This is a genomic window from Kribbella sp. NPDC048915, assembly GCF_040649595.1.
In the GTDB taxonomy this organism is placed as follows: domain Bacteria; phylum Actinomycetota; class Actinomycetes; order Propionibacteriales; family Kribbellaceae; genus Kribbella.
This window is the reverse complement of sequence record NZ_JBEZFT010000015.1, coordinates 56,651-75,514: the sequence shown is the minus strand read 5'-3', so window position 1 is coordinate 75,514 and position 18,864 is coordinate 56,651. Positions and strand designations below refer to the sequence as shown.

15 protein-coding genes are annotated in these 18,864 nt (G+C 69.2%); 2 read left to right on the top strand and 13 right to left on the bottom strand.

Translation table 11 applies throughout. The features are described from left to right. Positions 1–17: 17 nt before the first annotated feature. Both AB0B82_RS11210 and AB0B82_RS11205 read left to right on the top strand, forming a co-directional pair. Complete coding sequence (locus AB0B82_RS11210; protein WP_360165143.1) at positions 18–626, top strand: GNAT family N-acetyltransferase; 609 nt, start codon at positions 18–20, stop codon at positions 624–626. A gap of 142 nt (positions 627–768) precedes the next feature. Next, on the top strand, positions 769–2,499 hold the full coding sequence (locus AB0B82_RS11205) for an alpha/beta hydrolase (RefSeq protein WP_360165140.1): 1,731 nt from the start codon (positions 769–771) through the stop codon (positions 2,497–2,499). A 396-nt stretch (positions 2,500–2,895) separates the two neighbouring features. Here the strand turns inward: AB0B82_RS11205 and AB0B82_RS11200 are convergent, their stop codons facing one another. The 13 genes from AB0B82_RS11200 to AB0B82_RS11140 form a co-directional block, all read right to left on the bottom strand. Then, positions 2,896–5,409, bottom strand: a complete 2,514-nt coding sequence (locus AB0B82_RS11200; RefSeq protein ID WP_360165137.1) for a tetratricopeptide repeat protein — start codon at positions 5,407–5,409, stop codon at positions 2,896–2,898. Between the two features lie 120 nt (positions 5,410–5,529). Further along, on the bottom strand, positions 5,530–5,973 hold the full coding sequence (locus AB0B82_RS11195) for a hypothetical protein (protein ID WP_360165134.1): 444 nt from the start codon (positions 5,971–5,973) through the stop codon (positions 5,530–5,532). Continuing rightward, complete coding sequence (dapB, locus tag AB0B82_RS11190) at positions 5,974–6,720, bottom strand: 4-hydroxy-tetrahydrodipicolinate reductase (RefSeq protein WP_360165131.1); 747 nt, start codon at positions 6,718–6,720, stop codon at positions 5,974–5,976. A gap of 59 nt (positions 6,721–6,779) precedes the next feature. Further along, positions 6,780–8,615 (bottom strand): hypothetical protein, encoded by a 1,836-nt coding sequence (locus AB0B82_RS11185; protein ID WP_360165128.1) that lies wholly within the window; start codon positions 8,613–8,615, stop codon positions 6,780–6,782. Between the two features lie 106 nt (positions 8,616–8,721). Continuing rightward, on the bottom strand, positions 8,722–8,979 hold the full coding sequence (locus AB0B82_RS11180; protein ID WP_360165125.1) for a type II toxin-antitoxin system RelE/ParE family toxin: 258 nt from the start codon (positions 8,977–8,979) through the stop codon (positions 8,722–8,724). Then, a complete protein-coding gene (locus AB0B82_RS11175; RefSeq protein WP_360165122.1) occupies positions 8,976–9,269 on the bottom strand; it encodes a type II toxin-antitoxin system Phd/YefM family antitoxin in 294 nt (97 codons plus the stop codon). The genes AB0B82_RS11180 and AB0B82_RS11175 overlap by 4 nt, the downstream gene beginning before the upstream one ends. A 263-nt stretch (positions 9,270–9,532) precedes the next feature. Continuing rightward, positions 9,533–10,528, bottom strand: coding sequence for a dipeptide ABC transporter ATP-binding protein (locus AB0B82_RS11170; protein ID WP_360165120.1), 996 nt, complete (start codon positions 10,526–10,528; stop codon positions 9,533–9,535). Beyond that, positions 10,528–11,529: an ABC transporter ATP-binding protein gene (locus tag AB0B82_RS11165; RefSeq protein WP_360165117.1), complete on the bottom strand. Its 1,002-nt coding sequence runs from the start codon at positions 11,527–11,529 to the stop codon at positions 10,528–10,530. The genes AB0B82_RS11170 and AB0B82_RS11165 overlap by 1 nt, the downstream gene beginning before the upstream one ends. 115 nt (positions 11,530–11,644) lie before the next feature. Next, positions 11,645–12,544 (bottom strand): ABC transporter permease, encoded by a 900-nt coding sequence (locus tag AB0B82_RS11160; protein ID WP_360165115.1) that lies wholly within the window; start codon positions 12,542–12,544, stop codon positions 11,645–11,647. After that, positions 12,537–13,463: an ABC transporter permease gene (locus AB0B82_RS11155; protein WP_360165112.1), complete on the bottom strand. Its 927-nt coding sequence runs from the start codon at positions 13,461–13,463 to the stop codon at positions 12,537–12,539. The genes AB0B82_RS11160 and AB0B82_RS11155 overlap by 8 nt, the downstream gene beginning before the upstream one ends. Further along, on the bottom strand, positions 13,460–15,043 hold the full coding sequence (locus AB0B82_RS11150) for an ABC transporter substrate-binding protein (RefSeq protein ID WP_360165109.1): 1,584 nt from the start codon (positions 15,041–15,043) through the stop codon (positions 13,460–13,462). Before AB0B82_RS11150 ends, AB0B82_RS11155 begins: the two co-directional genes overlap by 4 nt. Positions 15,044–15,336: 293 nt before the next feature. Beyond that, the gene (locus AB0B82_RS11145; RefSeq protein ID WP_360165107.1) at positions 15,337–17,097 is read right to left on the bottom strand and encodes an ABC transporter ATP-binding protein; all 1,761 of its coding nucleotides are present in this window, start codon (positions 17,095–17,097) and stop codon (positions 15,337–15,339) included. Next, entirely contained in the window at positions 17,094–18,854 is a 1,761-nt protein-coding gene (locus tag AB0B82_RS11140) for an ABC transporter ATP-binding protein (RefSeq protein ID WP_360165105.1), read from the bottom strand. Before AB0B82_RS11140 ends, AB0B82_RS11145 begins: the two co-directional genes overlap by 4 nt. Positions 18,855–18,864 lie beyond the last annotated feature (10 nt).

The window sequence follows — 18,864 nt, the reverse complement described above, 5'->3', positions numbered from 1 at the left end:
TTGCGAGGATGACGGTCATGAGTGATTTCGGCGTCCCGGAGCCCGCCAACCTCTCCGATCTGTCCGCTCAGGCCGGATCCCCGATCGCCGAGACGAGTGTGCGGCTCGCGCTGCCCGCCGAGGCGAACGCGATCGGCGAGATCCAGGTCGCGGCCTGGCGGGCGTCGTACGCCGGACTGCTCCCGGCCGATGTCCTCGCCGACCTCGACCCGGCGCAGTTCGCGGCCCAGTGGCGGGCCGCGCTGCTCGCGCCGGGCGAGGCGCGGAACCGGGTGATGGTCGCGCTGGCCGACCGGACGCTGGTCGGCTTCGCCGCCATCACCCCGTCCGACGACCCGGACGCCAGCCCGCAGCACGACGCGCTGATCGCCGAGCTCGCGGTCAGCCCGGAGGCGACCCGCGCCGGGCACGGTTCGCGGCTGCTGAACGCGGTGGTGGACACCGCCCGCGCCGACGGCTTCCGCCGGATCACCGTCTGGGTCAACTCCACCGACGACGTGCTGCGCGCCTTCTACACCGAGGCCGGCTGGGGCCCGGACGGCGCGCACCGCGAGCTCGACCTGTACGGCGACGAGTCGGTCCGGATCAAGCAGATCCGCCTGCACACCGACCCCGGCGAGGCCTGACCGGCACCACCAGCACGTGACCTGCGGCCCGGCCTAGCAGATCGTCCCGGCGGCGACGGGCCGGGGGTGGTGCTCGACCGGCTCCGGTGGGCATGACAGATTGTCACGGACCGATCACGCATGGCCATTCGCTGGAGTCCGTATGAAGTTCCTTCCCCTGGCCGTAGGCCTCGGGCTGTCCGTCGCCGCCGTCCTCGTCGTTCCCGGTTCCGGGGCGACCGCCTCGATGCAGACCGCGCAGGTCGTCGACAAGCCGCACACCGTGGCGACCAAGTACCTGAAGCAAAAGCCGCACTGGTACCAATGCGGCGACCTGGAACTCCGGACGTCCTGCGCGCGGATCACCGTCCCGCGCGACTGGGCCAACCAGTACGCCGGCCATGACCTGCAGATCGCGGTCAGCAAGGTCGCACCGGCCAAGGGCAGGCCGAGCCGGGTCGTGTTCGGCAACCCGGGCGGACCGGGCGGCGCGGGCCTCGGGATGGCGCCCTACCTCGCGAGCCAGCCGGCGCTCGCCAAGGACCACCTCGCCGTCGGCTTCGATCCGCGCGGTACCGGCGGCAGCTCGAACGTCAGCTGCGAAGGCTCCCCGGGCTACACGATGGACGCCCGCGACCGCGATCCGCAGAACCGGGACCTGATCGCCGAGGCGTCGGCGATGACCCAGACGTACTGCGCCCGCCAGTCGCGCGGTCTGCTCCCCTACATCACCACCGCGCAGACCGTGCAGGACATGGATCTGATCCGGCGCCTGCTCGGCTTCGAGACGATCGACTACGTCGGGTACTCCGGCGGCACCTGGCTCGGCGCGTACTACCAGACGTACTTCCCCAAGCACGTCGGCCGCTTCGTCCTGGACTCGAACACCGACTTCACCAAGACTTGGCTGGACACGTTCGCCGGTCAGCCGCAGGCCTTCGAGCGCCGGTTCCGTGAGGACTTCGCGCCCTGGGCGGCGAAGTACGACGACCGGCTGCACCTCGGGTCGACGCCGGGCGCGGTGATCCGGCTGTACGAACGGTTACGGCGAGCGCTCAAGGAACAGCCCGCGACCGAGGAGTTCCTGGACGGCGCGATCAAGGTCACCTACGACGAGAATGCGCTCGACCAGCTGGTGTCTGGCGATCTGTACTCGAAACTCGACTTTCCGTTGCTGGCCGCCGATCTGCTTTTCCTGCACGACCTTTCCGCGGCCCAGGCGAAAGGCGGTCCACGGGCCGCGCAACAGCGCGTCGACGCATTGTCCACGGCGCGTCAACGCCAACTCGTGCAGCGCGCCGGACGCGAGCCAATCGGCCTGCGCACGGTCGGCGAGGTCGATTCCGAGGACGCCACCTTCACCGCGATCACCTGCAACGACACGCCCTGGCCGCAGGGCCGCGAGTACGGCGAACAGCTCGCCGCCCGGCTCGGGCCGCACTACCCGCTGATCGGCTGGACGATGTCCGAGAATCCCTGCTTCTACTGGGATCGGCCGAACCTGACCATGCCGACGCCGACCGGCAACGGCCTGCCCACCACGCTGATGGTGCAGTCCGTGCACGACCCCGCGACCAACTACAGCCTCGCTGTCTCCGCCCACAGCCGGTACGCCGGATCGCGGCTGCTGACCGTCACCGGCGAGGGTGACCACGGCGTGTACGGCGGGGTGAACCGGTGCGCCGACCGCGTCATCAACACCTTCCTGAGCACCGGTGTGGCGCCGGCCAAGGACATGTCCTGCGCCGGTGAGGGCATCCCCGCGCCCGAGGCCCACGATCCCGGAGCCGACGTGCCGGACACCGGCGGTGCGGTCGAAAAGACGGCCCGGGGGGCCGCGCCGTTGCGCCGGATCGCGGCATTCACCGCCGCGGTTTCCGGATATCTCCCGTAACGAGCGTTTGAATTCTGCGGTGAAATCACCTACCCACCGGGATATCGCGGTCACCGTCGGCGAATTCCCGCGAAGACCTTCGTTGTCAGGACAAATTTGTCAGGGTGATGTCAGGGTTCCGTCCCTGTGCGACAGAGCGTGATGACGGGAACCTTGAGTCAGCGCGAAGGAGCCGGTCGTCGACTTGGGAGGGCTCGATGACGGTGACCTCGCCGCCGTGGCTTCGGCCGACTGTGAGGTGGGGGGACTGCCTGGGGGGTCAGACAGAAACACAGTCGGCCGGGCCACGTCTCTGCGGCTCGCGCCCACCGAACCCTCGCGGGGCACCGTCGATCCCCCAGGTCGTGGTGTCTCGCGAGGCACCTACCGTTGGCCGGCTTCGCGGCGAGCCCGACATCACAGCGGGTCGCGGGTCCGGTCGGCAGTCGGCGATCCAGGTGGTGGGTAACCGTCCGCGACCGCGGCCAGCGGCGCCGCGCGGCCGGCCGACCAGGCGGCCCGGAAGGCGCGACGTTCCAACGATGCTTCGACCGCGGCTCGCGTGGCGGCATGATCGGCTTTCTCGATCGCCGGTACCGGTGCGCCGATGACCTCGCGGACGCCGTCGGCGGCGCCGAGCAGGAACGCGGCGTATTCGGTGCGCTCGCGCTGCTGAGCGACAGCGGCCAGCTCCTCGAGCACACTGGCGGACCGCCACCGGTCACCCAGATCGCGATGCTCGGCGAGGCTCTCGTCCAGCAGGTGTACGGCGCGCTCGGTCACACCCCGGCGCCGCTCGATGACACCGAGCTGATTGAGCGACCAGGCGACACCTTCGCGGTAACCCAGCCGCTGCGACAGCGCCAGGCTCTCCTGGAGCAGATCTTCGGCCTGGTCGAGTTCACCGCGGTACTGCGCGATCGCGCCGAGACTGATCAACGACCAGGCGAGGCCTTCACCGTCACCGACGACCCGGAAACTGTCCCGCGCCCGGCGGCAGCGCCGCTCGCCGACGTCCAGATCGCCGCGCAACCAGGCGACGAACCCGAGATGGTTGTGGGCCCAAGCCATTCCGGCGCGGTCGCCGAGACTCTCGTACAGGTCGTAGCTCTCGCAGTGCAGGTCCTCCGCGGCCTCGTAGTCGCCACGCTCCCGTGCGACGCCACCGAGCCGTTGCAGCACCAGCGCCGTACCGGCCGTGGCGCCGAGGTCCTTGTACTGCGCCAGCGCCGTCTGCAATCGCTCGGTCGCCGCGTCGTATTCGCATTGGAGGAACGCCAGCGTGCCGGCTCCGAGATTCGCCTTCGCACACAGCGGCGACAGGTCGGCGACCTCATCCGGCGGCGCCGAGTCTGCCAGTTGCAGCGCCCGCTCGAGCCACTGGCTGCCTTCGGCGTAGTGCCCGCGCAGCGAGCAGAACAGCCACAATCCACCGGCCAGACGCAGCGCCTCGGCGATCGCACCGGTCCGCAGCGTCCACCCCATCGCGACGCGCAAGTTGGAAAGTTCGCCGTCGAGCCGGTCGAGCCACTCGCCCTGCCGCGGTCCGCGCAGGTGGCCGTCCGCTTCCTCGGCGAGCTCGATGTAGTACTGCGCGTGCCGCCCAGCTGCTGCCTCTGTCTGCCCGGTGACGCGCAGCCGATCGGCCGCGAACTCGCGGATCACTCCGAGCATGTAGTACCGCGCGACGCCGCCCTGCCGCACCACCCGGATCAGCGACTTGTCCGCGAGCCGGCCGATCAGATCGAGCGCCTCCACCCGCGTCGCCCCACCAGGCATCACCGCGGCGGCAGCGTCCAGCGTCCAGCCGCCTGCGAAGACCGACAGCTGCGCGAACGTTTCGCGTTCGGCCTTGGTCAGCAGCGCATGACTCCACTCGATCGCGCCGTACATCGACTGCTGCCGGGGCGAAGCAGCCGGCGCGCCACCGGCCAGAATGCTGAACGACCGCTCGAGCTCGGACGCGAGCTCCTCGACCGTCATCACGTTCATCCGTGCCGCGGCCAGCTCGATCGCCAGCGGCATCCCCTCGAGCCGGCGGACCACCCGGGCGACCTGTTCGAGCTGCCCGGTCGGGTCGTACCCGCGCGCGGACGCCCGCTCGACGAACAGCCGGACCGCGTCGGACGACATCGCCTGGTCGCGGACATCGTGGTCGTGGTCGTGCGGCAACGACAACGCGGGCACGACGTACACCGTCTCCCCCGGCAGCCGGAGCAGTTCCCGGCTGGACGCGAGGATCGACAGGTTCGGGCAGTGCTCGAGCAAGATCGCGCAGATCTCGCCGACGGTCGTGACCTGGTGCGAGCAGTTGTCGAGCACCAGCAGCGTCGTGCTCCGGCCGATCTGCTCGGCAATCTCCTCGACCAGCCGGGTGCTCTCCAGCAGATGCAGACCGATCGAGCTCGCCACGGTCGGTGCGACGGCGGCGGGGTCGGTCACCGAGGCTAGCGGCACCCAGCAGACGCCGTCCGGGAACATGTCCGCCACCTCGCCGGCGAGCGCGATGGTCAGCCGCGTCTTGCCGATGCCACCCGGCCCGGTCAAGGTGAGCAACCGCGCGACCCGCTGCCGCAGCAGGCGGGACGTCGCAGCCAGCTCGGTCGTGCGGCCGACCAGCTCGTTGATCGGTGCGGGCGGCGGGCGCATCGGCAGCCGGGCGGTGTCGGTCTCCCGGCGAGCGGCCGCGGCCAGCAGCGAACGGTCGGATTCGGCCAGCCCGAGGGCGTCCGCGAGCAGGCGGACCGTCTGCGCCCGCGGCGCGCGCCGGCGTCCTCGCTCCAACGCCGCGATCGCGTCGACGCTCAGACCGGCGAGCTCGGCCAGCTTCTCCTGCGACAACCCGGCGATCCGCCGATGCCGTCGCAGCAGGCCACCGAACCCGGCCCCCAGCACGTCGTCCGAGCCACGGCGTGATCCGTCAGCTGGCACAGGACGGCTCCACCCAGTCTCCGACCTCGACGTGGCGGCTGCCACGTACGTTCTCGAAGGTATCTGTTTCGGCAGCGGTTGTCAGGCATCTTCACCCGATCGCCCGAACTGCGCGACGCTTCAGGAGGCGTGATCGTGCTGCGCGATCGCCGTCCGCATCGCCGCCCGGGCCCGTTTGCGGTCACCGGCGGCGTCGTACGCCGTCGCCAACCGGAACCACACGCGCCAGTCGCCGGGCGCCGCTTCGGCCTCAGCCTTGTAGCGGCCGAACGCCTCGTCCGCGGCGGCCCGGTCGATCCGTCCGGACGGCCGTCGCGGCAGGTCGTCGACCGGCAGGCCGCCGGCCGCTTCGAGTTCGCGCGCCAGCGTCTCGGTGTGCCGCCCGAACTCGATCTCACGCCAGACCAGGTACGCACCGATCACCGGGATCATCAGCACCGCGATCCCGAGGACGAAACCGATCGCCGAACCGTCCTTGATCAGCAGCACCCCGCGCCAGCCGATCAGCACGGCGTACGCGACGAACACGACCGCCACGACGATGGCGGTCACCTTGGCTCGCATCTAGCCGAGGTCCATGAAGTGCTCCAACCCGACGGTCAGACCGGGCGCGCCGCCGATCCGCCGGACGCCGAGCAGGACGCCGGCCATGAACGAGACCCGCGCCATCGAGTCGTGCCGGATCGTCAGCGTCTCGCCCTCGTCGCCGAACAGCACCTCCTGGTGCGCGATCAGGCCACGCAACCGGACACCGTGCACTCGGATGCCCTCGACGTCCGCGCCGCGCGCGCCGTCCAGCGCGGTCGTGGTGGCGTCCGGGATCGGGCCGGAGCCGGCCTCGCGGCGGGCGTCCGCGATCAGCTCGGCCGTCCGCCGAGCGGTCCCGGACGGGGCGTCGACCTTGTCGGGGTGGTGCAGCTCGACGATCTCGACCGACTCGTAGTACGGCGCGGCCTTCGCGGCGAACTGCATCATCAGCACGGCACCGATGGAGAAGTTCGGCGCGATCAGGACCCCGGTGCCCGGCGACTTCTCCAGCTGTCCGCGCAAGGTGGCGAGTCGCTCGTCGTCGAAGCCGGTGGTGCCGACGACGGCGTGGATGCCGTGCTCGATGCACCAGGCCAGGTTGTCCATCACGACCTCGGGACGGGTGAAGTCGACCACCACTTCGGCGCCCGCATCGGTCAGCTGGTCGAGCGAGTCGCCCTGGTCGAGCCGCGCGACCAGCTCACAGTCGGCGGCCTCCTCGACCGCGAGGCACGTCTGAGCGCCCATCCTGCCCTTGGCCCCCAGGACACCGACCTTGATCATGCGCACCCTTCCTGCAACGTCCGGTCCGATCGAGGGCAACAGCTTCTCATCCGGCCTGCTCAACCGGTCGTCCGGGCGACCCGCTCGGCCTTGGCGATCTCGGCCTTCGGGATCCACACCTGCAGGTCACTCGTCCGCTCGGCGGGCGTCAGCTGCTGGTAGTCGCTGCGGAAGTCCAGCCCGCAGGCGCGCAGCGCGGTGATTTCGAGCTCGGAGATCGTCCGGTTCAGGATCACCAGCGGCGGCCGGGACGGCCGTTCCTGGCGGCAGGCCACCTCGATCCCGGCCGCCGTCCGGGTGCGTTCGGTCGGGGCGATCCAGGCTTCGCCGAGCGGGCGGCCACCGAGCGCCAGGACCAGGCCGGCCATCTTGTCGAAGGCGAGGATCGGTCGCCCGGCCGGCTCGTTGTACGGGCGGAGAACGACGGCCAGGCGGCTGAGGCGCTGCTCGAGCGCTGGAGTCAGGTAGAGGCCGCGGAGCGGGGGAAGCGTCGTCGCGGCGACGGTCGATTCGTCATGGCCCGCGGTGCGGTACGGGTACCGGAACAGGCCGGTGTACGCGATCGTCGCGGTCGCCACCAGCCCACCGGTCAGGACCATGGCGAGGGTCGATCGCGCGACGACCGGCGCGGCCCAGATGCCGGTGAGGACTGCGACGCCGACCGCGGCCCACGCGGCGAACGCGTTGAAGCCGATCGTGAACAGCCGGGTGTTGGTGCCGAAGGACTGCACGAACGGCAGCACGGTCAGCAGCGCGAGAATCGCCCAGGTCCGGGTGCTCTCCCGGCTCAAACGGGAGCTCGGTCCGAGCTTGAACCCGCCCGCGATGAGCGTGCCGGCCCCGGCCACGACCGCGACCAGTACGACGGCCAGCAGCGTCTCGGCGTACATCGGGATGTGGCCGGCGCCGCCTACCGCGCCGTCGTTGAGGACGATGTGGCGGACGGACACGGCCAGCGCGACCACGGTGACGACCGCGGCGGCGATCTGGAGCCGACGGCCGCGGGCGAAGGTGGCGACGGCGACCGCGAGCAGCAACAAGCCGTGCGCAGCGAGTGTTCGGCCGAACAGGTCGACGGTGCTCGACCAGTAGAGCCGCAGCAGATCGGGCGGCGTGTACGACGTCCCGGCGATGAACCGGTTGACGTCGAGGATGCCCGCGATCGCGACGCTCAGCCGGACCACGAAGAGCTGGACCACCAGCGCCGTCAGCGCGATCCCACCGAGCGCGAGAAGGATGCCGCGGGCAACGGAGCGCCATCCCTGCGCGGCCAGCACGATCAGCGCGGTGATCACGATCAGCCCGATCACGACCACCGACGTCCATTTCGCCAGCACCATCACGCCGATCACGGCGCCGGCCAGGAGGAACGTCCACAACGGCGCCCGCGCCCCGCGATCCACCGCGGCGGCCATCCACAGCACACACGAGATCAGGGTGAGCGCCCCGAGCAGGACGACGTCGTTGTACCCGGGCGTCTGCGGCATCCAGCTGTAACACATCCCGCCCGCAGCGGCCACGACCACCGTACCGGCCGCCTCCCACAGCCGGGTCGACGGCGCACCAGGTCGGCGGCCACGCAGCCACCGCATGAAGCTGTAGCCGAAGGCGACATGGACGAGCACGACCGTGACCAGCCGGAAGAGCCGCAGCTGCACGATGTCGTACCCGAACCACTCGAACAGCGGCCCGTACAGGTACTGCACACCGGTCAGCGCGATCGGGTTGCTGTCCCACCACCGGTACGAGAGCAGGTAGTAGCCCTCGTCGGTGACGTCGAACCCTTCGTTGGCGGCCCGGCCCGCGGTGAGAATCCACCAGCCGGCCAGTCCGCCGGCGACCGCGATCACCCCGAGCAGCACCACCTGCCTGCCGAACGGGGAAAGCTTGATCACGGCCGCCACCCTAGGCCATCCCGCAACCCGCTACCCGGGCCGCCGTTGTCGCGGTCGAACCGCTCGTCCAGCCTCGTACAGCAGAGCCCGTAGAGCCCGCCGCGGATCACCGTGGGACTCTGCCAAGGGACCAGATCCGTACGGCGTCGTCGGCGACCTCGTACATGACGCGGACGTCATCGATGTCCAGCCGGTAGACCAGGCTGCCGCCGCCGAGATGGACACTGTGGTCCGGCTGGGGGTCGACGGCGAGCGAGTTCACGATCGCCATCACCCGCCGTGCCAGGATCCTGTCCGTCGCGGCGAGGTCTTTGAAGCCGGCCAGATAGCCCTGCTCGAAGAGCAGACTCCGTCCCTCGCTCACCGCTCCTGGTCCGCCGCGGCGGCCGGGTCAGCGTCGTCGAGCCACTGGTTCATCTGCCGCTGCGCGTCCTCGTTGCTGACCCACACCGGTCCCTTGGCCTTGATCGCCTCGATCTCGGCCAGCGCCGCCTGGTCCTCGAGCTGCTGGTACCTGGCCATGGCCTCGGGCGAGATGACGACCGCGGCCGGCTTGCCGTGATCCGTGATCGTCACCGGGTGCCCGCCGTACCGGGCCTCGTTCACGAGCGCCGCCGGCCGCCGGGTGAGGTCGGTCATCGTGTAGGTCGACATACCGGCAGCCTACACCCGGCAAGTGCCAAAAATTCGAAATTTCCCAACTGCAGGTCTGACGGCGAGCGAAAACGCTCCTAGGAGGATTTTCCGCGCGACAGTGGAGGATTCTGCCCCGCCATACGACGAAAACCCTCCATAGATCCACGGCTACAACACATCTCCTGCCCGCCGTCAGCAGACCTGATTGAGGTCGGCTCAGGTCGCCGTACGGCGACCGGTTCGGAGGCTGCGGGGAGATGCCCTCGGACTGCGCGAGTTCTCTACACGTGTTGGTAGGCGGTCTGCGCGTCCTCGGCGAAGTGGCAGGAGACGGTCTGGCCGGACGGGATCTGCCGCAGCTCGGGTACGTCGGTGCTGCACTTGGCCTCGGCCCGCAGGCAGCGGGTGTGGAAGCGGCAACCCGACGGTGGGGACACCGGTGACGGCGGGTCACCGGCCAGCACGATCCGCTTCCGGCCCTGCCGCGACAGTCCGGGTTCGGCCGAGAGCAGCGCCTGGGTGTACGGGTGCGCGGGGACGTCGTACACCTGCTCGTGCCCGCCCAGCTCGGCGACCTTGCCGAGGTACATCACCGCGACCCGGTCCGAGACGTGCCGGACCACCGACAGGTCGTGGGCGACGAACACGATGCTCAGGCCGAGCTCGCGCTGCAGCCGCATCAGCAGGTTCACCACCTGCGCCTGGACGGACAGGTCGAGCGCCGACACCGGCTCGTCGCACAGCAGCACGTCGGGGTTCAGCGCGATCGCCCGGGCGATCCCGATCCGCTGCCGCTGACCGCCGGAGAACTGGTGCGGGAACTTGGTCTCGTCCTCCGGCCGCAGACCGACCAGCTCGAGCAGCTCGCGGACCCGGGTGCGGACGTCGACGTGCTTGCCGACGTCCGGGTGCACCTCGAACGGCTCGGCCACGATCTCGCCGACCCGCATCCGCGGGTTCAGGCTCGAGTACGGGTCCTGGAACACCACCTGGACGTTCCGCCGCCAGCGCCGCAGCTCCCGGCCGCGGAGCTTGGCGATGTCCACGCCGTCGTACTCGATCTTTCCCGAGGTCGGCTTCTCCAGGGCGGCGAGCAGCCGGACCAACGTGGACTTGCCGCAGCCGGACTCGCCGACGATGCCGAGCGACTCGCCCTTGCGCAACGTCAGGTCGACCCCGTCGACGGCGCGGACGAGCGTCTTGGCGCCGAGGTTCAGCGCCGGGCTGATGTCGTAGTGCTTCACGACATTCGTTGCCACCAGCAACTCTTCGGCCATCAGACTGCCTCCTTCGCCGCGAGCGTCGTCCGCCGGAGGCACGCGGCATCGCGTCCCGGCGCCACGGTCAGCAACGGCGGCACCTCGGCGGCGCACGCGTCGATCGCGATCGGGCAGCGGGTCCGGAACGCGCATCCGGACGGGATCGCCCGCAGCGACGGCGGCGTCCCGGGGATGGTCGGCAGCTCGCGGCCCTTGAGGTCGGCCGACGGCATCGAGCCGAGCAGACCCTCGGTGTACGGGTGGACGGGGTATTCGAGCGCCTCGGCGGTCGCGGCCCGCTCGACCACGTGGCCGGCGTACATCACCACGACGTTGTCGGCGACGTCCGAGACGACGCCGAGGTCGTGCGTGATCAGTACGACGCCCATGTCCCGCTCGGCCTGCAGTTCCGCGATCAGCTCGAGGATCTGGGCCTGCACGGTCACGTCGAGCGCCGTGGTCGGCTCGTCGGCGATCAGTACGTCGGGGTCGAGGGCGAGCGCCATCGCCAGCATCACGCGCTGCCGCATCCCGCCGGAGAACTCGTGCGGGTAGTCGCGGACCCGGTTCGCCGCGGCCGGGATCCGGACCCGGTCCAGCATCTCCGCGGCCTTCTTCATCGCGTCCCGCTTCGACAGGCCGCGGTGCACCCGGTAGCACTCGGCGATCTGGGTCCCGACCGACTGCACCGGGTTGAGCGCCGACAGCGAGTCCTGGAACACCATCGTGATCCGGTCGCCGACGATCTTGCGGCGTTCGGCGGTGCTCAGCGTGATCAGGTCCGTCCCGCGGTACTCCGCCGTACCGGACACGATCCGGCCGGGCGGCATCTCGAGGATCCCGGTCAGCGCCTGGGTGGAGACGCTCTTGCCCGACCCGGACTCGCCGAGGATCGCCAGCGTCTCCCCCGCCCGCACCTGCCAGGACACGCCGTCCACGGCCCGCACCGGCCCGCGCGGCGTGTCGAACTCGACCGACAGATTGTCGACTCTCAGTAGCACTTCGCCCCTGTTTGTCATCGGGCCTCCCGGTCTGGACTGAGGAGCGGAGGGAGCGAAGCGACCGGAGCGACGAGGGAAGACCGGGAGTCACAGCCCGATGACTCACCGAGCCGGAGGCGAGGAATATGCACAGTCATCGCATCAACTTCGGGTCGAGGGCGTCCCGGATGGAGTCGCCGATGATCATGAACGAGATCGTCATCGTGGAGATGAACAACGCCGGCCAGATGAACAGGTGCGGGGTGTCGCGGTACGACGCCGCGACGCCGAACTGCGAGCCCCACGAGATCGACGGCGGCTGCAACCCGACGCCGAGGAAGGTCAGCGCCGCCTCCAGACCGACCATGCCACCGATGCCGAGGGTGGTCATCGCGAGCAGTGGCGCCATCGCGTTCGGGAACACGTGTTTGCGCAGGATCCGCACCGGCGGTACGCCGATCGAGCGGGCGGCCAGCACGTACTCGCGGTTGCGCACCGAGAACACCGTGGCCCGCATCAACCGCATCCCGCCCGGCCAGCCGATCAGCAGGATGACACCGACGATGATCCAGATGCTGCGGTCCTGGACCGAGTTCAGGATCACGATCAGGACGACGATGCCCGGGATCGAGAACAGCACGTCGGCGGTCCGCGAGATCAGGCCGTCGACGAACCCCGGGAAGTACCCGGCGAGCAGGCCGAGCGACCCGGCCAGCACGAACACACCGAAGCTGGCGCAGATGCTGACCAGCACCGACGGCCGCGCACCGTAGACGACGTTCGCGAAGTAGTCGCAGCCCTGGATGTCGAACCCGAACGGATGCCCCGGGCTCCGGCCCTGCCGGCTCTTCGCCAGCTCGCAGAAGCGCGGATCCGCGGAGGTGAACAGCTTCGGCACCGCGGCCATCGTGAAGAACACCAGCAGCAAGATGCCACAGAGCACGAACTGCGGTTTGCGCAGCAGCGCCCGCAGCAGTTCGCGGTTCGACAGCGTCCGGCCGTCACCGAGTTCCTGTGCCTCGGCGCCGACCGCCGCGGAGATCTGTTCAGACATTGCGCACCCTCGGATCCAGGACGCCGTACAGGAGGTCGACCAGCAGGTTGATCACGATGAACGAGATGAACGCGAGCGTCGACAGCAGCACCACGACGCCGCCCTCCTTCAGCTTGATCGCCTGGAACATGAACTGGCCGAGCCCTGGCAGGTTGAAGATGGATTCGGTGATGATCGCGCCGCCGAACATGCCGGCCAGGTCGAGCCCGATGAACGTCACCACCGGCAGCAGCGCGTTCGGCAGGATGTGCCGCCAGAGCACCCGCTGCTCGCCGAGACCCTTGGCCCGCGCCGTCTTCACGAAGTCGGCGTTCACCGTCTCCACGATCGAGGTCCGCAGCAGCCGGGCGAGGCCGGCGAAGCCGAGGAAGCCGATCACCAGCGCGGGCAGCAGGTACGAGCGCGGGAACCCTTCGAGCACCCCGGACACCGGGAACCACTTCAGCTCGACGCCGAACAGGTACTGCGCGGCGAAGTACGCCACCAGACCGGGGACCGCGAGCAGCACCAGCGTGACCAGTAGCAGCGACCGGTCGATCCAGCCGTTGCGCTTGAAGCCGGCGTAGATACCGAACATCAGCCCGAGGGTCCACTGCACCGCATTCGCGAGCAGGGTCAACTTGAGCGTCACCGGGATCCGCAGCCGGAGCTGGTCGGCGATGTCCGCACCCGCGAACGTCGTGCCGAAGTTCCCGGTCAGGATGTCCTTCATGCTCAGCAGGTACTGGACGATGAACGGGTCGTCCAGGTGGAACTGCGCGCGCTTGGCGGCCAGCACCGCGGCCGGGATCGGCTTGTCGCCGGCCAGTTCCCGCAGGGGGTCCCCGGGCATCGCGAAGACGAGCGCGAAGACCCCCAGCGTCACCAGCACACCGATCGGAACGGCCGCCAGCGCGCGCCGCAGGATGTAACGAATCACTTGAACGTGGCCCAGAGCGCCGAGACGCCGACGTACTTCGAGACCCGCGGCTGGATCTTCGCCGAGTGCAGGTACGCATTCGACTTGGTGTAGAGCGGGATCAGCGGCATGTCCTCGAGCGCGATGTCCTCGGCCTGCTGGTACAGCTTGATCGCCTTGTCCGGGTCCGGTTCGGCATCACCCTTGGCCAGCAGCGCATCCAGGGCCGGGTTGCTGTAGAGCGCGAAGTTCGCGTCGGCGTTCGTCTTGAACATCGGGGTCAGGTAGTCCTCGATCGACGGATAGTCGTGACCCCAGCCGCTGAACCGCAGACCGTCCAGCTTCTTGCTGGTGGCCAGCTCGGTGATCTCCGAGCCCTGCTTGCCGGTGTACTTCACCTCGAGGCCGAGGTTCTGCCGGAGCATGTTGCCGATCGCCTCGGCGAAGATCTGGCCGGTCGCCGAGGTGGTGTTGTAGTTGATGTTCAGCGGACCGGAGAAACCGCCCGCCTCCTGCAGCAGCTGCTTGGCCTTGGTGGCGTCGAAGTCGCAGTACTTGCAAGCGTCGTCGCGGTAGCCGGCCATGTCCGGCGCGACCAGGCCCTTGGCCGGCTCGGACAGCCCGACCAGGTCGGCGAACGCCTTCCGGTCGATCGCCATCGAGATCGCGTGCCGCAGCTTCGGGTTCTTGAAGCGCGCGTCCCAGGCCGGGATGACCAGGTAGTTCGCGCCGGACGGCACGCCGGTCACCCACTGGTCCGGGGCGTCGGTCTTGAAGCTCTTCACCTTGGTCGGCGGCACGTCCACGAAGTCGACGTTGCCGGCCAGGAACTCGTTGTACGCCGTGTCGGCGTTCGGGATGAACCGGTAGGTGATCTCGTCGGCCTCGGGGATCTGCGGGCCCTTGTAGCCGTCCCACTTGACCAGCTTGAGGTCGTCACCGGCGTTCCACTCGCCCGCCACCTTGTACGGGCCGTTGCCGATCGGCTTGCGCTTGTAGGCGTCCGGGTTCTTCCGGACCTCCTCGGGCAGCGGCGCGAGGCCGAGGTACTGCAGCGTCAGGCCGAACTGCGAGAACGGCACCTTGAGCTTCACCGAGAAGGTCAGGTCGTCGATCAGCTTCAGCCCGCTCATCGCCTTGACCGCGGTCGGCTTCGGCGTCGCGCCCTCGGGCGTCGGCGGGTTGAGGGCGTCGTACCCCTCGACCTTCGAGAAGAACCCGTTGTTCTGCCAGGCGTTCGAGCCCATCGCGGTCATGTTCCAGCTGTCCACGTAGTCCTTCGCGGTCAGCGGCTGACCGTTCTGGAACGTGTTGCCGGACTTCAGCTTGATCGTCCAGGTCTGGCTGTTCTTGTCCGGCGTGACCGAGTCTGCCATCACGTTTTGCAGCTTGCCGGTCTCCGGGTCGGTGGTCACCAACGGCGCGAACACGGCCATCGCGATCCCGATCCCGGTCGAGCCGTTGTCGTTCAGCGGGTTGATGTACTCCAGCGGGTCCGCGGCCAGCGCGATGACCTCGCTCTTGGTCCCGGAGCCGCCGCCGGAGCTGCTGCTGTTCCCGTCACCACAGGAGGCGAGCACCAGGGCCAAGCCGAGTGCCACCCCCACTACCCCACTCAGACGTCGCACGGTCGAACCAACTTCCTCGGCGGGAGGGCCGTTAGGCGGGCAGAACAAGCGCCATGGTGGCTGGTCGAAACTGCGCATGTCAACGTTGTCAGGCGCATTGCGGCGGCGCGTAACGCGAGCGTTACTTTGCCAAGACCTCAGATGACCAGCCCTCACCACCGGAGCTCGCGCCCACTTAATCAGATCAGAGCACGAGAGTCATCTGATGACAGGTGAGATCTGTGCGAAGCTTGGAATTGCACGATATTGCGCGGTACTGCGCGTTTCTAACGGTAACCGGCTGCTTGCAGACGGTACAGCTCCGCGTACGTACCGTTGGCGCGGAGCAGTTCGTGGTGGGATCCGAGCTCGGTCAACCGCCAGTTCTCGAGGACGACGATCAGGTCGGCGGCGCGCACCGTCGAGAAGCGATGCGAGACGAGCACGGTGATCCGCCCGTCGGCACGGCCCGCGCGGGCCTCCGCGGCCAGCCGGTCGAAGAGGGCCGCCTCGCTCTGCGGGTCCAGCGACGCACTCGGCTCGTCCATGATCACCAGCAACGGTTTGCGCCGGACGAGTGCGCGGGCGATTGCCAGCTTCTGCCATTGGCCGCCGGACAGTTCGATGCCGTCGCGCCACGACGTACCGAGCTGGGTGTCGATGCCGTTCGGCAGCTCGTCGACGAACGTGGCCTCAGCCTTGGTGAGCGCAGTGCGCACCTGCTCCGGCGGCTCGGTCAGCCCGCCGACTCGCACGATCTCGCCTGCCGTCAGTTGGAAACGGACGAAGTCCTGGAAGCCGGCGGTGGTGCGTTCGCGGTAGTGCTGCAGGTCCGTCGTGGCGAGGTCGACGCCGTCGACAAGTATCTTGCCCTGGGTGGGGCGGTACATGCCGGTGAGCAGTTTGACGAGCGTGGACTTGCCGGCGCCGTTCTCGCCGACGACCGCGACCGTGCTGCCTGCAGGTAGCTGCAGGTTGATGCCCTTGAGTGCGGTGTGGCGAGCGCTGTAGCCGAAGGTCACCTGGCTGAGCTCGATGCCGTGGCTGAGCCTGTCGGGTATTGGCGCGGTACCTGGTTCCTGGTCGGCCTGGTCGGCGAGCCAGCGGTAGTGCTCGGCTGTCGTGCGTACCTGAAGTGCGGTGCCTGCCAGGTCGAGGATGCGGTTCGCTGCGCCGACAACCGCACCGGCCAACGCGAGGGCGAGAGCCACATCGCCTGGGGTGACGCGGCCGGCCATTGCCTCGCGGACGACCAGCAGCAGCGCGGCGGCGTACGCGATCGGGAAGATGGCCCAGCCGGCGGCTCCGATTGCGACGGAGCGGAAGAGCGCCTTTGGGGTCAGATGGTTGGCCGTGTTGGTCGCCTTGCAGTGGCTGGTGAGTAGCTCGTCCCCCAGGGCGGCGACGTGGAGCTCCTGGGCCGACGCGGGGTCGACGGCGGTCATGAACAGCGTCTGCGCCAGCCTGCGTTGTGGTGCGGCCTCCAGCTCTGCTTCGCGGCGGATCACTTCGGCGCGGCGGCTCAGCCAGAGGGCGGGGATCGAAATCAGTGGAAGCGCGGCGAGTACTGGCTGGAGTTGTGCGAGCAGAACTGTGCTGACGACCAACTGCCCTGCCACCACCAGGCCGATGAACGGCAGTGTCACGCTGTCGGCGAGCTCGGGTGCCTTGCGGCGCAGTGACTGCAGGCGATCCAAGAACTCGGGACGCTCGAAGTGCTCGATCCGTGGCGCGTTCGTCGCCAACCGCAGGACGCGTTGGTCGGCGACGAAACTGGATCGCTCGCGCATGCGGATCGTTGCCCAGCGGTAGCCGATCGGCGCCGTCAGGACCAGCGTCAACGCGACGGCAACGGCGATGCCGCCGGCAACGACCTGCCGGGTGTCGCCGGTGATCGCGCCGTCCACCAAGGGCCGTACGCCGAGTGCGACGAGCAGCGGGCTGACGAAACCGGACATCGTGACCGCGGTGTACAGCGCGAACAGGCCCGGGCCGATCTCCCAGCCAAGGCCGATCAGCAGGCGGGCGGTAGCGATCCACGACCTCATGCGAGGTCCTCGAATCGTACCGCCTGCAGACGAAACAGACGGGCGTAGGTGCCGTCGAGGTCGAGCAGTTCGTCGTGTGATCCCTGTTCGATGATCCCGCCGTCGTCGAGAACGACGATCGAGGACGCCTGCCGTACCGTCGAGAACCGGTGCGAGACGAGGATCGTCGTGAGGCCGGCCGTCAGTTCGAGGAAGCGGCGGTACAGCTCGGCCTCGGCGCGGGCATCGAGTTGCGCCGCCGGCTCGTCCAGGATCAGTACGGTGGCGCCGCGGTCCACGGCGTACAGCGCCCGCGCGAGCCCGACCTTCTGCCACTGGCCGCCGGACAGGTCGACACCGCTGTCGAACTCGGCCGACAGGATCGTGTCCCAGCGATCAGGCAGTTCCTCGACGAGGCTCGTCGCACCCGCTCGGTCGACGGCTGCCCACAGGTCTCCGGGTGGGCGGCCGAAGCGCACGTTCTCGTACGCCGACATCGGCAGGCGGACCGAGTGCTGGAAACCTACCGCCAGCCGGCGGTGCCACTCGCGGAGGTCTCGCAGCTCGGCGCCGTCCACTGTGATCGTGCCCTGCGTCGGTTCGTACAGTCCGCAGAGCAGTTTCACGAGGCTGGTCTTCCCGGCCCCGTTCGCGCCGACGATCGCGAGGGACCGGCCGGCCGGGATCACCAGGTCGAGCTCGCGCAGTACCTGCCGGCTCGTGTTCGGATAGCTGAAGGACACGCTGTGGAAGGCGATCTCGTGCTGGGGCATCCCGGTCGCGGGTCGTGTTCCGCCAGTGATCGGGGGTCGCGCGGGGGCGACGGCTTGCAGCGCATCGTCGTACCGCTTCAGGGTTGCGAGTGCGAGCTCGGTTTGCAGCCCGGTCCACGAGGACTGCTGGATGCCACCGAGCGCGATCAGGAAGCTCTGGACGTAGGTCGCGGTCGCTCCGGCGCTGAGTTGTCCTGCTGACGCTTCCGCCGCGACCAATGCGATGCCGCCGAGGACGACGACGCCGAGAAATGCGGTCGCTGCCAGTGGACGCGGTCCTGGTCTCGTCAGCACTCGCCGCATCGTCGCGGTCCACGTCTCCCGGTGCCGGTCGACGATGAAGCCGCTCAGCCCGAACACCCGGATCTCCTGGGCGGCCGGCGGTGTGGTGCCGAGATCGTTGAAGTACCGCATGCGGCGGGCGGACTCGGAGGCGCCGTAGTGATGGCCGGCCTCGGCGCGGGAGGCGACGCGGTCCTCGTACGCCGCCCACACGCCGACAACAAGCAGACCCACGCCCAACCACCAGCGGAAGCCCGCGAGGACAACGGCTGACGCGAGCAGGACGATGCGTCCGGTCGCCAGACCGCCGAGCGTACTCGCCAGCCGCCCGGGCCGCGCCCAATCCGCCCGCAGGGTGTCTCGGCCGACCTCCACCAACGCAGCGGTCGCCGGATCCTCCAGCCGCCGTACGCCGCCGGGCGCGAAAACGGCCCGCATCAGGTCGTGCTGCAGTGCGGCGTCGACCCGATCGCCGAGCGCGGTCGCCGAAACCCGCAGCAGCGCGCCTGCGAACCACTGCAGCAACAGACACGCCGCGCCGGCCACAGCCCAGGCCGTCGCACGCCGACTGTCGTCACCGGTGATCCCGGCAACGACTTGCCCGATGGACACCGCAATCCCCAGCGGCGCCGCGGCCGACCCAACGATCGCCGTGACCGTGAGGATCGTCAGCCCTCGCCCGGCGCGCCAGGCGAGGCGGACGAATCCCAGAAGGCCGGTCACCGGCTCTAGT

Bases quoted from the DNA above. Each gene is read 5' to 3' on its own strand.
- AB0B82_RS11170 (WP_360165120.1), bottom strand. From the start codon at position 10,528: ATGGCCGAAGAGTTGCTGGTGGCAACGAATGTCGTGAAGCACTACGAC.
- AB0B82_RS11145 (WP_360165107.1), bottom strand. From the start codon at position 17,097: ATGAGGTCGTGGATCGCTACCGCCCGCCTGCTGATCGGCCTTGGCTGG.
- dapB (WP_360165131.1), bottom strand. From the start codon at position 6,720: ATGATCAAGGTCGGTGTCCTGGGGGCCAAGGGCAGGATGGGCGCTCAG.
- AB0B82_RS11165 (WP_360165117.1), bottom strand. From the start codon at position 11,529: ATGACAAACAGGGGCGAAGTGCTACTGAGAGTCGACAATCTGTCGGTC.
- AB0B82_RS11195 (WP_360165134.1), bottom strand. From the start codon at position 5,973: ATGCGAGCCAAGGTGACCGCCATCGTCGTGGCGGTCGTGTTCGTCGCG.
- AB0B82_RS11210 (WP_360165143.1), top strand. From the start codon at position 18: ATGAGTGATTTCGGCGTCCCGGAGCCCGCCAACCTCTCCGATCTGTCC.
- AB0B82_RS11160 (WP_360165115.1), bottom strand. From the start codon at position 12,544: ATGTCTGAACAGATCTCCGCGGCGGTCGGCGCCGAGGCACAGGAACTC.
- AB0B82_RS11205 (WP_360165140.1), top strand. From the start codon at position 769: ATGAAGTTCCTTCCCCTGGCCGTAGGCCTCGGGCTGTCCGTCGCCGCC.
- AB0B82_RS11175 (WP_360165122.1), bottom strand. From the start codon at position 9,269: ATGTCGACCTACACGATGACCGACCTCACCCGGCGGCCGGCGGCGCTC.